General features: G+C 49.0%; 11 protein-coding genes. 1 reads left to right on the top strand and 10 read right to left on the bottom strand.

The genetic code is table 11. The features are described from left to right. Positions 1-715, bottom strand: a 715-nt coding sequence (locus AMS66_RS22930; RefSeq protein ID WP_236703582.1) for an IS30 family transposase, incomplete at its 3' end; no start/stop codon positions are given. 460 nt (positions 716-1,175) lie between these two features. Here AMS66_RS22930 and AMS66_RS22925 point away from each other — a divergent pair. Continuing rightward, the gene (locus AMS66_RS22925; RefSeq protein ID WP_053782999.1) at positions 1,176-2,036 is read left to right on the top strand and encodes a hypothetical protein; all 861 of its coding nucleotides are present in this window, start codon (positions 1,176-1,178) and stop codon (positions 2,034-2,036) included. Positions 2,037-2,156: 120 nt separating this feature from the next. Here the strand turns inward: AMS66_RS22925 and AMS66_RS22920 are convergent, their stop codons facing one another. The 9 genes from AMS66_RS22920 to AMS66_RS22880 form a co-directional block, all read right to left on the bottom strand. Then, entirely contained in the window at positions 2,157-2,588 is a 432-nt protein-coding gene (locus tag AMS66_RS22920; RefSeq protein WP_053782998.1) for a VOC family protein, read from the bottom strand. 220 nt (positions 2,589-2,808) lie between these two features. After that, a complete protein-coding gene (locus AMS66_RS22915; protein ID WP_053782997.1) occupies positions 2,809-3,369 on the bottom strand; it encodes a hypothetical protein in 561 nt (186 codons plus the stop codon). A gap of 77 nt (positions 3,370-3,446) precedes the next feature. Further along, positions 3,447-3,674, bottom strand: a complete 228-nt coding sequence (locus AMS66_RS22910; protein ID WP_053782996.1) for a hypothetical protein — start codon at positions 3,672-3,674, stop codon at positions 3,447-3,449. 117 nt (positions 3,675-3,791) lie between these two features. Beyond that, a complete protein-coding gene (locus AMS66_RS22905; protein ID WP_053782995.1) occupies positions 3,792-4,583 on the bottom strand; it encodes a hypothetical protein in 792 nt (263 codons plus the stop codon). Between the two features lie 215 nt (positions 4,584-4,798). Further along, entirely contained in the window at positions 4,799-5,671 is an 873-nt protein-coding gene (locus AMS66_RS22900) for a sugar phosphate isomerase/epimerase family protein (protein WP_053782994.1), read from the bottom strand. 12 nt (positions 5,672-5,683) lie between these two features. Continuing rightward, the gene (locus AMS66_RS22895; protein WP_053782993.1) at positions 5,684-6,559 is read right to left on the bottom strand and encodes a sugar phosphate isomerase/epimerase family protein; all 876 of its coding nucleotides are present in this window, start codon (positions 6,557-6,559) and stop codon (positions 5,684-5,686) included. A gap of 135 nt (positions 6,560-6,694) precedes the next feature. Beyond that, positions 6,695-9,796 (bottom strand): alpha-mannosidase, encoded by a 3,102-nt coding sequence (locus AMS66_RS22890; RefSeq protein WP_053782992.1) that lies wholly within the window; start codon positions 9,794-9,796, stop codon positions 6,695-6,697. Continuing rightward, positions 9,793-12,105, bottom strand: coding sequence for a glycoside hydrolase family 3 N-terminal domain-containing protein (locus AMS66_RS22885; RefSeq protein ID WP_053782991.1), 2,313 nt, complete (start codon positions 12,103-12,105; stop codon positions 9,793-9,795). Before AMS66_RS22885 ends, AMS66_RS22890 begins: the two co-directional genes overlap by 4 nt. 44 nt (positions 12,106-12,149) lie before the next feature. Then, positions 12,150-12,860, bottom strand: a 711-nt coding sequence (locus AMS66_RS22880) for a helix-turn-helix domain-containing protein (protein ID WP_160319728.1), incomplete at its 5' end; no start/stop codon positions are given.

Raw genomic sequence — 12,860 nt, 5'->3', positions numbered from 1 at the left:
GATTGGCATAGCATGCAAACTCCTTTCCCCGGTCAGCCGTGGCTGTAAGGAAAGTACCTGTGGGATATTGTGAGATGGCTACACCAAGCGCAATTTCCATGGACAAAGCGGTGCGATCCGGCATGAGAATGGCGGTATAAAGACGGGTTTTGCGTTCAATGAGCGTGGCTATGCATCCTTTACTTTTCCCACGACCCGATACGACGGTATCCAGTTCCCAGTGCCCGAACGTTTCACGGGAACGAACCTCTTTGGGGCGATCCGAAATCGATCTGCCGATAGCGAATTTACCGCGAGTTTCTGTGGGTTTCTGACGCTTCCCTTTGTGCCGAAGGACCTGTAACGTGCCTCGAACCAGACGCCCGGCGTAGAGCCAGCGATAGATGGTTTTAAAGGAGACCGACGGCAGGCCTTGGATGCGGAAACGTTCCGTGATTTGCTCCGGAGACCACGTTGTCAGCAGTTTTTCCTCCAAGGAAATAGCTATGGCTTCGGACCATTTACCAGGTGAGATAGAAGCTTTACGACGCTCCTCATAAGCGCTCTGAGCCTGCTCTGCATGATAGGGTTGCGATGGAGTAGCACGATCCAATTCACGACAAATCGTCGAAGGATGCCTTCCTAATTCTTTTGCGATGGCTCTTGAACTTTGACCTTGCTGATGGAGGATTTCTAGCTTGCTGCGCTCCATTATGCTAAGATGTGTGTAGCTCATGGTGGATTCTCCTTGTGTGAATGTGGTGTAGGAACCTTCATTCTACACGAATCCGGCCATGGGCCATTTTTTATTTATTTCCAGTAGGTGTCGCACTTCATATTACAATCCGTCATAAAAAAAACATTAACTTTAATGTAGAAGCAGTCACTTATTTGCCTGTATAAAATGGCCATGGTAACATAAGAATAGACAATAAGGAGAAGTAAAACTCTCTTACGGCGCACGTCTGTTACGATGCATAACCAATCCCACCGCAGGAGTCAACCTGTTTAACGGTGGGTTTTTGTTTATCACTTTCTTTTGGACCATTCCCACCCGTTGTCTACCGGAAATTATACCATACGCGCCCAGTCAGGCGCTTTTATATTCTTCATCTAAGGATACGCTTTTGTGATACACTGATTGTAATTTGGCAACGATGAACATGAAGAAATGATTGGAAAGGCGGAAATTCGTTATGGCATATGCTTTTATGATCGAACCGCAGTATTATAACGCTTTGGAGAACGAGGACGAACTGATTGAGAAGTGCCAGGAATGGGGCTTGCTTTCGGAGAAAGCAACCAAGATCAAAACGTTCTATTATAAAGGAAATGGACTGAATATGCCTTGTACCATCGTTGGCTTTGTCGATCATATGGCAGCAGTCATCCAACTGGACAACGAGCAAAAACACTGCATTCATCCCTCGTACCTGAAAGAAATGCAGGCGTCCAGCTATAATGTGAAAAGTCCGATTGGAGCGCGAACGGTCAAGTCCAGCGAACCGATCGCTGTGAACCTTTCAGACAAGCTCTCCAGTTCCGATGCTGCACAAAGCCCAGATGCTACGTCTAATTTGGATGAGATTCCATCCGGTATGAATGATATGGATTCCGAATTAGATATGGATACGGAGGACGATGATAACTCCTCTGCTCTAAAAGGCGACCCTGAAGGTCTGGTGGAAGAGTACATTGGCCCCACAAATGCAACCAAACCTAAGGCCAAAACCGCAGGCAAAGCCAAATCGGTCAAGATCGAGCTGCCGGAGGGTAAAGTGAAAATATCCGCCGTTGTGAAGGAATTTACGACCGTGCCGAACCACTTCTCCGACAATGATGACGAAATCATCATCTATGAGGCCGTTACAATTACGGAGCCTGAAGTCGTTGACATTGGCGAAGCTTGGTCCAGCCACAGTGCTACCATGAAGAAGCAGGAGCTTGAGGTTGGTGATGTGCTTACCTTTGAAGCAAAAATCATCAAGAAAAAACTGACCAGAAATCCTGTGCCCTATAAAATCAACAACCCCTCCAAGCTTCAGAAAGAAATCTAGTTTTCAAGTAGAACATGTAAATACACTCCTTGCAGGAGTCAAAAAAACAAAAATTCCAGACCATGTAACTCATGTCCTGGAATTTTTTGTTCTATATCAGAGAAACACTAAATCGCACTTTTACTGGTGGCTGGCTGCCACACAGCTGATCTGGAAATGGACTCCGAATTTGTCGGTAACCATACCGTAGGCCGGACTCCAGAATGTTTCCTGAATCGGCATTTTCACTTCGCCGCCATCTTGCAGCTGGTTAAAGATTTCTTTGGCTTCCTCTGGGGTATCCGTATTCACTGTGACATTAACATGGTTACCCACTATATGCGGCATGCCAGGAAATGTGTCGGACAGCATCAGCACAGAGCTGCCAATTTGCAAAGAAGCATGCATGATACGGTCTTTGGCTTCTGGCGGTACGGGGTGATCCGGATTGGATGGACCATCGCCAAATGTCTGGAGAGCTAGCACTTCGGCTCCAAATGCTTTTTTATAAAAATCCACTGCCTCACGTCCATTGCCATCCGTTACGAGATACACATTCAAGCTGATCGCCATGCGTTCTTCATCTCCTTGATATCATGTAATTAAACTACTAATGCCGCTTGCGACATGAGTATATACGAACAGGTTATCCGTTGACAAGAAGGTATTTGTACAAGTTCCTCTGAAAGCAATTCTCCCCTTCAAAAAAAGGGTGCTAAACGCTCTTCCTTCATCGTTCAGCAGTACTGGGTAACCAAGTTGTTCATTGGTAGGATTGTCCGTAATCCTTATTTTATCCCCGATTTCTTCGAGCATAATGGAAAATGGTTATGATGATACCCGGTACCAACGCAGCGAAACTGGCATTGATCAGACACCAGTTCAACAGGGTGAACACCGGGGTCAATTCAGCAACCACAGTCGCGCGCACAGGATAACGATACATCGTCCAGGAAGCGCCTATATTTTCAAGCATATCCATGACCCATCCACCAATCGGAAGCAAATTAAGCCTTCGCCATCGACTCTCTGTTGGAAGCACACGATACAGAATCGACAATAAAGCCACCAAAAAGAAGAGATATGCTAGAGGCCAGACGAGATCAAACGTAAACCGTGCCCTAACATAAGCGCTCCGACCTTCCTCTCCATAATGTTCAGCCATCTGGTAGAGATCATTTGCCGAGTACAGGAAGGATGTATCTGGTGATTCTCCACTTCCTGTTGCTTCTTCAGATTTCGCCGCCTGCCAGGGTAAAATAAATACAATGAAGAAGGCAAAAACAACAATCGCAGCTAATACCCATTTCCAGTTCACCCATTTGAAAAACCAGCTCGACAGTTTGCTCGGCACATTCAGTCCCCTTTCTCAAAAAAAAGACCACTCTCCCGAATCCTGTCGGTCAAATGGCTGTGGTCGATCCTATGAGGTTAGCGCGTTTTTACGATGCTATCTATTTCACTTTTCAACAAGAGGTATCGGTGAACACTTCTCATGATCGGGACCTTAGTTAGTTTATTCTTGTCTACATAAAGTTTCATCTGATCTTTGGTCAGACCCAACAAACTCCCTGCTTCAGATACCGTCAATACAACCTCGGGATTCGTAGCATTAAACGTTTTCTTCACTTTCTGGTTCCAGTCCTCGAATACCTGCATAGATCAGTGACCTCTCCTATCCATAGCCAGTCATTTTCCAGGCTGAATAGATCTATTATACCATACTTGTGATGATCGTAACTTAATCCTTATGGAGAACCAATTTATGTTAGTGTTTCAGGCTTCGTTACCAAAGACTTCGAACTGGCTCAATGCCGGAAACGGCGATGGATCGGATGATTGGATCAACTCGCATAACGTCACCCATTCCACGACCCTTGGCTGAATTTCGATGGTTTGCGGTTTGTGGGTTTGGATCAAACTGGCCTGCTCGGAGCTGCCATCGGAAAAAGTAAGAGTGACCCGCTCCCAGTAGTTATCATGGGGGAAGTCTGCACGCAAAGTCAGGGCTACTTTGTCGATAGATACCTTGCGTCCAAAATTGATCGTAATCGCGGCATCTTCCCGCTGGTTAATTCCCCAAGATTCGTAAGGCCACTCGCCATGCGAGTCGTTCGCACTGTTGCCATTGATGGCATTGCGTGCTGCAAATACGGACTCTCCGCGGGTCTCCACGTTGGCGGAAGCGTGAGGAAAGCAGCCTTCGTTTCCATGCTGATCATAAGGGTTCAGCGCTACATTTTTGTATGCATCAATTTCTTCCCTTGTAGCGAGCCGAGCACTCAGCACATGTCTGTCACCCGTAAATGACTTCGGCGAATAGGATACGCGTTTCTCGTCAAAAGGAATGCCATAACGGTACTCCCCACCTTTAAAATACACAAAAGACGGATTCATGGAATCCTCCAGCTGGATGATCAGATATACGTTTACATCAGAGCTTCTTAGAACGACGCTGTCTCCTAATGTATAGGCCTGTCTGTACACGAGTTGTACCTGCTCACTGTCCGTCCTGGCTTCGAGTACTGCACCTTCGGCATTTTGAATTTCGAGCGATAAGTTCGTCATCCTCATTCTCCATTTCTATTGATATTATTTTATAAATTTCTATATCAGAAAATATGAAAGCGCTTTGCTTTATTATACTCTATCATAATAACTGGGCCGGAAACCCCTAAATAATGACTTATTCAATACCAAGACGAGTATATCTCCCAACATAAGAAGTGCAAAAAGAGCCACTTTCTTAAAGTGGCCCCACGATGTAAAACAAAATAATTGCCTTAAGCCTCTTCCCAGAATCGGCGCAGATTGTTCATGGCGATTTTGGATGCTGACTTGCATTCCTCCATGCCTTCGAACTCCACCGTGATGTTGCCATCATAACCGGAATCTTTGATTAGCTTCACAATTTTGCGAATGGGGATGTCCCCTTGCCCAACAATCGCACCACGCAGGAAGTTCCCGTAAGCGGTTGTGAACCATTCCCCTTCGCCCGGATGCTCATCATAAGAACGGAAATAGAAGTCTTTGAAATGTACCAGAGAAGCGTACGGCAGATTTTTCATGACCCCGATAATGGGGTTCTCATCCACGCACATGAAATTGCCGATGTCGAGTGTTGTTTTGAAGTTCGGACGATCCACGGCATGCAGCACACGTTGCACACGATCGCTCGCCTGCACGCTGAAGCCGTGATTTTCAATGGTTGTGGTGATGCCAAACTGCGCAGCATAATCCGCAATGATCTGGCTGCCCTTCACCATCAGCGGGAGATTTTCCTCGAACCAGGTAATGGTCATTTTCTCCTTTGGCAACGTAAACGCCGTGACGTCATGACGCATATGCTTCACACCCATTCGGTGTACAACGTCGACATGTCTTTTGACCCGAGCTATTTCTTCTTCAAAAGCTTCTTCCGTCTCCTGCACGAAATTCGCAGGTAGCGAATAGTTGGACAGCTCAATACCCGCAGAAGCAGCTCGCTCCCGAATGGCATCAGCCAAATCATGATTATCTTCCACGGTGTAGCCATACGGAACCATCTCCATATGCTCGCCACCATTTGCTGCAATCCAATCAATGACATCCAGAACCGTCATTTCACCTGAATTCAAATCGTTCAACAAGCTATACGTACTCAGGCCCACTTTCATCTGCTCAGCTCCCTACCGGTATTGTTTGATGAATTCAACCGCTTTGCGAATGTCCAGCTCCGGCTGATTGCCTACTTCACGTTCAATCGTCAGATACCCTGTGTAACCAATCTCCTGAAGGGCCGCAAAGTATCCATCAAAATCCACACCACCCTCGCCCAGTGGCACTTCACGGAAGAACGTCCCGGAAGAAACCATCTCGGCAATCTTCTCATGATCCATGGGCGCGTAACCCACTGCACCATATACATCTCTCGGATCGACTTCCTTGAGACGCACCCCATCTTTCACATGGGTGTGCACAATATAATCCTTCAACAGATGAACACCGCGAGCCGGGTCGTCTCCGGTAACCATAACCATGTTCGCCGGGTCAAAATTCACCGATACCCCGTTGGTCGACAATGTATCCAGAAATCCTTTCAAATCTGCGGCTGTTTCCGGACCCGTCTCAATGGCGAAGTACGCACCTGCGCTTTTCGCGTATTGGCCCAGCTCTTCACAAGCCGCATGCAGCGTGGCATACACTTCGGATGAAGGATCATGCGGGACAATACCGATATGTGTCGTGACGATATTGGTTCCCAGATCAAGGGCCAGATCCACGATTCGCTTGGACTTCTCCACTTTCCACGGATTATCTTCCTTTACTTGAAACCCATGTCCACCCAAATCGCCAACCAGCGCAGAAATTTCAAGCCCTAGAGAATCGATATAACTTCTTAACTCCTTGCGAGCCGCAGGCGACAGATTTTCGGGGTCCATCTCTCCCTTGACCGCATAGATCTGTACACCTTCCGCCCCAACGTCTTTCGCTTTGTTCAGCCCTTCTCTTACGCCTATACCGAAACTGTCCACAATGACGCCGATCTTATTCGTTAATTTCATGTTATACCCTCCTGCTGAATTGGTATTTTATCGTCCTGATGTGAGTTCGTGATGGAATGGAATGCTCTACTACACTTTCGCCTCATTGACGGTCCACTCCTCTTCTTTTAAAAGATTCTTATCTGGCACCCTAAGTTATTCAGGTGAACCGATTTTTACGGATTGAATCTCATAAGGCTTGAACGTCAGTTCAAACGTCCCTTCACGACAAGCCAATGGCCGGATTTCGTCCTCCAGCAGATTGACTACAGATGCTTTTATCCGCGTTTCCACCCATTGAATCTCGACTGTTTCTCTTCCTCCAGATGACTCATAGAAACGCAGTACCGTTCCTGTTCCGTCTTCTGAAGCTTTGACTGTATCCAGAATGACGTGTTCGCTGCGAAAGTGAATCCAGGAATGCTCTGCCGTTAATATCCCTGAATGTCTGCCTGCTGCCACAACCTGGGCCGGATAGTTCAGCTCCATCGCACGGCGTACCACACCCGCTTCCCGCCAATCGTCTTGATGGGGCAGGAGCGAGTAGGTGAATTCATGCTCACCCTGGTCGGCATGTTCATCCGGCCATTTCGGAGCACGGAGCAGGGACAGACGAATCGTCTGATCCTTGATGTCGTACCCATACTTGCAATCGTTCAGCAAGCTTACACCACTGTTGCCCTCGGAAATATCCGCCCAGCGGTGCCCGCACACTTCAAACTGTGCCTGCTCCCAGCTGGTATTGTTATGAGTTGGCCGCTCCAACGCACCAAACGGGATTTCGTAGGTTGCTTTGGCTGACACCAGATCGACCGGAAATGCGACTTTGAGCAACTTATGACTCTCAACCCAGTTCACCTTTGTCTTGAAATCCACACGTCGCTGATGACGATACAAGATGATATCCTGGCGAATCTCCGAGTCGTTCAGCTTCCAGTTGAAACGAAGGATATCCTGCGTTGCCCCGCGCTGTACGATCTGTCTGGAGATCAGCTGCACCGCCCCTGCCCGTTGAGATTCGAACCTCGGGTCAATATCCCACGCATCCCAATACGTTGGTTTGTCATGGAAGAACTGAAGCTCATTCGCTTTATCTCCCGGCTTCAGCCACTCCCGCTGTATGGACTTGTCATACCATCTGGTGATTTCCCCCACATCGTTAAATTCAAGCGTGTAGAAGTCTGTTTCCCAGACAGAAGGGAAAGATTCCTCCTGCTTCAATGCAGGAAGATCGGCATCCGGTGCCTGGCGTAACCATATCGTGGTATACCCAAAGGCCGGAATGGATGGAACATAGACTGACAGGATCAACTCGTCTCCATTTTGCTCAAGGTCCCCTGCCAGATAATTACCCTGATGATCAAAAGCAGCGAGGCCATTCAGGCTCACGCCGCCTGTAATGGTCACCACTTCTCCGCGCTCCCAGCCCAGGCTATTAAAAATAACGTAAGGCAGGCCATCCAAACCATCTGTCGCAATACTTTCCACAAGGGTACTGAGGGCGCCTTCCATCGCCGATGTTCCCAGGGCAAACACCTTCGAATACTCCTCCATGGAAGTGACATATGCTTCGGGGATGGACGTACCCGGGATAATATCATGGAACTGGTTGAGCATGATCAGCTTCCAGCCTTCATCCAGCTTGTTCTTCACCTGTGCTGCTTCAGATCCGGCAAACTGCCCCCAGATCTCCGCTTCCCGGTACAGTACTTCCGCCTTCCGATTGCTTCGTTTGTTCCTTGCATGCGTGGTATAAGTTCCCCGGTGGAGTTCCAGATACAGGTCTCCATGCCATTTCGGCAAAGTGGGATTATTGTTGGATATTTCTTCGAAAAATGCTCCCGCTGTACTGAACTTGCTGGTGGGCTGTCCAACCATGAAATGGGATCGCTCTCCGAACTCCACCATTTCATTCGTGACGCCGCCCCCTCCATCGCCATGCCCGTAAAGCAGCATTTGCTCAGGATGTACATCTTTCTGCTTATAGGATTGCCAGTGCTCATCCATATCTTTGGGCCGGGTATGCTCGTTCACTCCATGATTCAGATACGCAAGCACCGAGGTGCCATCAATACCCACCCAATGGAACAGATCATACGGAAAAACGTTGGTATCATTCCAATTGAGCTTGGTGGTCATAAAATAGGGAATACCAGCCAGTTTCAGCAATTGCGGTAACGAAGCACAGTATCCGAAGGTATCAGGGAGCCACTCAATGCTCGAACGCTTGCCAAACTCCTCCTGATAGAAGTTCTGTCCGTACAACATCTGCCTTACCAAGGACTCGCCGCTCGGAATGTTCAGATCCGGCTCCACCCACATGCCGCCAACCAGCTCCCAGCGACCTTCGGCAATCCGGGCTTTGACTCGTTCATACAATTCCGGGTAATGCTCTTTCACGAACGCATACAGCTGTGGCTGGCTCTGCGAATATATAAACTCCGGGTACTCGTCCATCAAGGTACACATCGTGGAGAAGGTTCGACTGGATTTGCGGACTGTCTCACGTACAGGCCACAGCCAGGCAATATCAATATGTGACTGTCCAACCAGGTGCATGAACCCATTCCGGTACTCTTCCGGGTCTTCCTTTTGCACAGAATGTGCCAGCGAATTTTCGAAGTTCTGCACCCATGCCGCCTCACCCCAGCGATTGGGCTCGTTGTACATCTCATCCATGACCTGATGAATATCCCGGACAAGACGGGTGCGCTTTAAGTCTTTCTCCGGCAATGCTCTGAGTGATTCTGCAAGTACTGTAATGCTGTACATCAAGCTCTGTAACGGTTGATTCACATATACCAAAGCAGTTCGAATACCACGGATCGGCGGCTGAATCACCGCCTGTCGGTTTAGCGGGTCATGTGGTTCTGGTATAGGATCATACAGCTCAATCTCCAATAAAGGCGTAGTTCCCACACGACTCCTGGGTAACGGTACATACCAATGATTTCGGTCCAGTCCGTGATAAGGCGTGCCATTCACCTTCAGCAGCCCTTCACCCCCGGCTTCAAAAATCAATCCAATCGCATGATCCTCCCAATTGCCCGGAATCTCTACTTTTTTGCTCAGAAAATAGGTCGTTCCATAGTTGCTATCGAGCGGATTCAGGCTTTGGACAGCCGCATTCTCCTGCTCATACTCATATTCTCCAGGCAGGATATACTTGGCTTTCTGCATCTGCCACTCTGGAAGCTCCACCGTATCGAGCCATTGCTGCTGAGCCATATCCTGAATGAATCTCTGAATTCGAATCATACCTCCACCCCCACCTTCTGGATGTGCAAACTGCACGCAGTCCATTCTCTGGAGCTGCTGCCAACCATCAATCTGAATTCACCCGGCTCAACCACAGGCTGGAGACGGGAGTCGATCAGCGCCAGATGCTCTTTTTGTACAGGGAAAGTAACCGTTTGGGTCTGTCCCGGCTCCAGACGGATTTTGCGAAACCCCTTCAGCGAGATTTCAGCCCGGGTCACCGAAGCCGATACATCCGAAATATACAGCTGCACCACCTCATCTCCAGCAACCGCTCCGGTGTTCGTGATTTCCACCTGTACCTCAGCTTCATCATCTGGACCGATCACTTCCGGGATCACTCTTACGTTCTCGTACTTGAATGCCGTATAGCTCAACCCAAAGCCGAACGGATACTGCGGTGCAAGATCCATCTCCAGATATCGCTTGCCTCGGGTGCGTTTGGCATTGTAGCAGACGGGAAGTTGCCCGACATGCTTGGGAATGGAAATGGTAAGTCGACCGGATGGATTAACGTCCCCAAACAGAATATCCGCAATGGCGTTGCCACCCTCCTGCCCCGGGTACCACGCTTCCAGGATGGCATGGGCATGTTCATCAATCCAAGGTTCAGCAATGGGTCGGCCGTTAATATATACGACAATAATCGGTTTCCCCAGCCTATGTACTTCCTGCACCAGCTCCAGTTGAACACCCATTAAGCTCAGAGATGATCGGTCTATGCCCTCACCGCACTCCATATCGTTCCATGGATCATCCGTGACAACGGATGCACCCGTCCGCAGATCAATGGTGCCTTCGCCAAAATCACGGCTGCTTGACCCACCCATCACCATAACGATGGTGTCTGCCTGTTCAGCACAGGCGAGCGCTTGTGCAAACCCCTCTCTGGAATCGCCTTTGATGCGGCATCCGGGCGCGTATAGAACCTGTTCAGTTTCAGTCCCAAGCTTACGGCGAAGCCCGTCTAACACCGTAACGATCTGTTCTCTCGGCTGCGGTGAGGTATAATCACCAAGCTGATTGTAGACATGGTTCGCATTCGGCCCAATAACGGCCAGCTTCGTACCTGTTTTGCTGAGCGGAAGGGTGTTGCCTTCGTTTTTAAGTAAAATAATTCCCTCTTGCGCGACTTTTCTCGCCAGCTGAATATGGTCCTCACATCCGATCACCTGCTCTGCAAAGTCGGGATCAACAAAGGGTTTTTCAAATAAGCCCAGTCTGAACTTCATCTCCAGCACTCGCCTTACTGCCGTATCCAGATCCTGCTCTCCGATTATTCCTTGCTCCAGCGCCTGCCTCAGAAGCTTCCGGTACATGTATCCGGACATTTCCATGTCCACACCCGCCTGGAGCGACTGAGCGACAGCCTGCTCCCCGTTCTCCGCCGTGTTGTGACCGCTGACCAGCATCTGGATCGCACCAAAATCGGTGATGACGAATCCGTCAAATCCCCATTGCTCGCGCAGGAGATCATTCAACAGATACGAGCTCGATGTACAGGGTACACCGTCAATTTCGTTATACGCTGTCATGACAGAACATGCTCCGGCTTCAACCGCTTTCTTGAAGGGCAATAGGTCCACTTCATGCAACTCACGTAATCCCATATGAACAGGGGCTGCATTGCGTCCACCCTCCGAACTGCCATAAGCTGCAAAATGTTTGAGTGTCGCCACAATCGTTCGATTGGAATCAAGCCGGTCTCCCTGCAGGCCTTTCATCGCTTCTACCGCCAATTCACCGATCAGGTATGGATCTTCGGCAAAACATTCCTCTGTACGCCCCCATCTGGGGTCACGCACCACATCCAGCACAGGGGAATACGTTGCCGCTCCCCCTTGACTCCGGGTCTCCACAGCGATCGCTTCACACATCTTGCGGTACAATTCCATATTCCATGCGCTCCCTACGCCAAGCGGCACCGGGAATACGGTCGCCCCAATTGCCATATGTCCATGAGAACACTCCTCCCCGAACAAAATAGGGATTCCCAGCCGGGAGTTCTCCATGGCATAACGCTGAATTTCATTGGTGGCAGCAGCCCCCTGCCTTGGGTTGAGCCCCGTCTCCAGTGTCACTTCGGTCCAGGGATCGGCACGAAGTACACCATATAAAGAGCCGATTCCGCCCTGTGCGATGTCCTCTTTAAACTCCTCGGTAACCTGTACCGTACCATCTGCTTCCTTAACATAAGTCTTCCAGCCCATCGGCTGAATCAACTGCCCTATCTTCTCCTCCGTTGTCATCCGCTGGAGTAGATCTCGTACTCGTTCCTGAACGGGGAGCGAAGTATCTTTATAGTCCATATGCACATTCTCCTTATGAGTTCGGCTTGGTTTGGTGCATGGGCTCATATGGCTTTTCGGTAATCGCTTGGTGCTACACCGACCACATTCTTGAAAGCCCGATTGAAGGAATTATAGTTCGTGTACCCGACTTCCTCACTGATCTCCTGAATGGCCTTGTCAGTCTCCAGCATAAGCTGCTTGGCCTTCTCTATGCGGTGGCTAATCAGAAGATCCACGAACTTCTCACCAATTTCGTCCTTAAACAGCTTACTTAGATATTTTGGATTAATATCGAATAGATCACTTAGATAATTCAGCGACAGCTCGGGATTGTTGTAGTTCTGTTCAATATACTTGCGAATTTCAAGAATATGAGAACGGTGTTTTCTGGAACAATGAAGTGTCTGCATCTGCTCCGCCAGTTCCCGGAAACCTTCCCAGCACAGCATTCGCAAATCATCTAACGTCTCCCATCCTTCCAACCTGGGGAGAAGCGGTGTAAATACGGCTGCCCATTGCTCCTGATATTCCCGCGGAAGTTCCGCGAACTCCCGGTTATAGTGCTGGAACAGCAACTGGACCGTATTCATAATCTCCTGGCGAGAGAGCATGGATTCACGGATCTGTTCGAACAAGCGGTCAAAATGCTTTTCCCAGACATCGTCCGACAGTCGCATCGCCTGCACCAGCAAGGAGATCGTCTTCAGAAACTCATACACATCATTGGTCGAGTTCGGTACCTCCCCGCATGGAATGATCCGGTTCAATCCGAG

Origin of the sequence: Paenibacillus xylanivorans, assembly GCF_001280595.1 — a bacterium.
GTDB lineage: Bacteria > Bacillota > Bacilli > Paenibacillales > Paenibacillaceae > Paenibacillus > Paenibacillus xylanivorans.
This window is presented reverse-complemented; position numbering and strand designations above follow the sequence as displayed.

Excerpts from the sequence above, each read along its gene's own strand:
- AMS66_RS22925 (WP_053782999.1), top strand. The coding sequence starts at position 1,176 with ATGGCATATGCTTTTATGATCGAACCGCAGTATTATAACGCTTTGGAG.
- AMS66_RS22920 (WP_053782998.1), bottom strand. The coding sequence starts at position 2,588 with ATGGCGATCAGCTTGAATGTGTATCTCGTAACGGATGGCAATGGACGT.
- AMS66_RS22910 (WP_053782996.1), bottom strand. The coding sequence starts at position 3,674 with ATGCAGGTATTCGAGGACTGGAACCAGAAAGTGAAGAAAACGTTTAAT.
- AMS66_RS22905 (WP_053782995.1), bottom strand. The coding sequence starts at position 4,583 with ATGACGAACTTATCGCTCGAAATTCAAAATGCCGAAGGTGCAGTACTC.
- AMS66_RS22900 (WP_053782994.1), bottom strand. The coding sequence starts at position 5,671 with ATGAAAGTGGGCCTGAGTACGTATAGCTTGTTGAACGATTTGAATTCA.
- AMS66_RS22895 (WP_053782993.1), bottom strand. The coding sequence starts at position 6,559 with ATGAAATTAACGAATAAGATCGGCGTCATTGTGGACAGTTTCGGTATA.
- AMS66_RS22890 (WP_053782992.1), bottom strand. The coding sequence starts at position 9,796 with ATGATTCGAATTCAGAGATTCATTCAGGATATGGCTCAGCAGCAATGG.
- AMS66_RS22885 (WP_053782991.1), bottom strand. The coding sequence starts at position 12,105 with ATGGACTATAAAGATACTTCGCTCCCCGTTCAGGAACGAGTACGAGAT.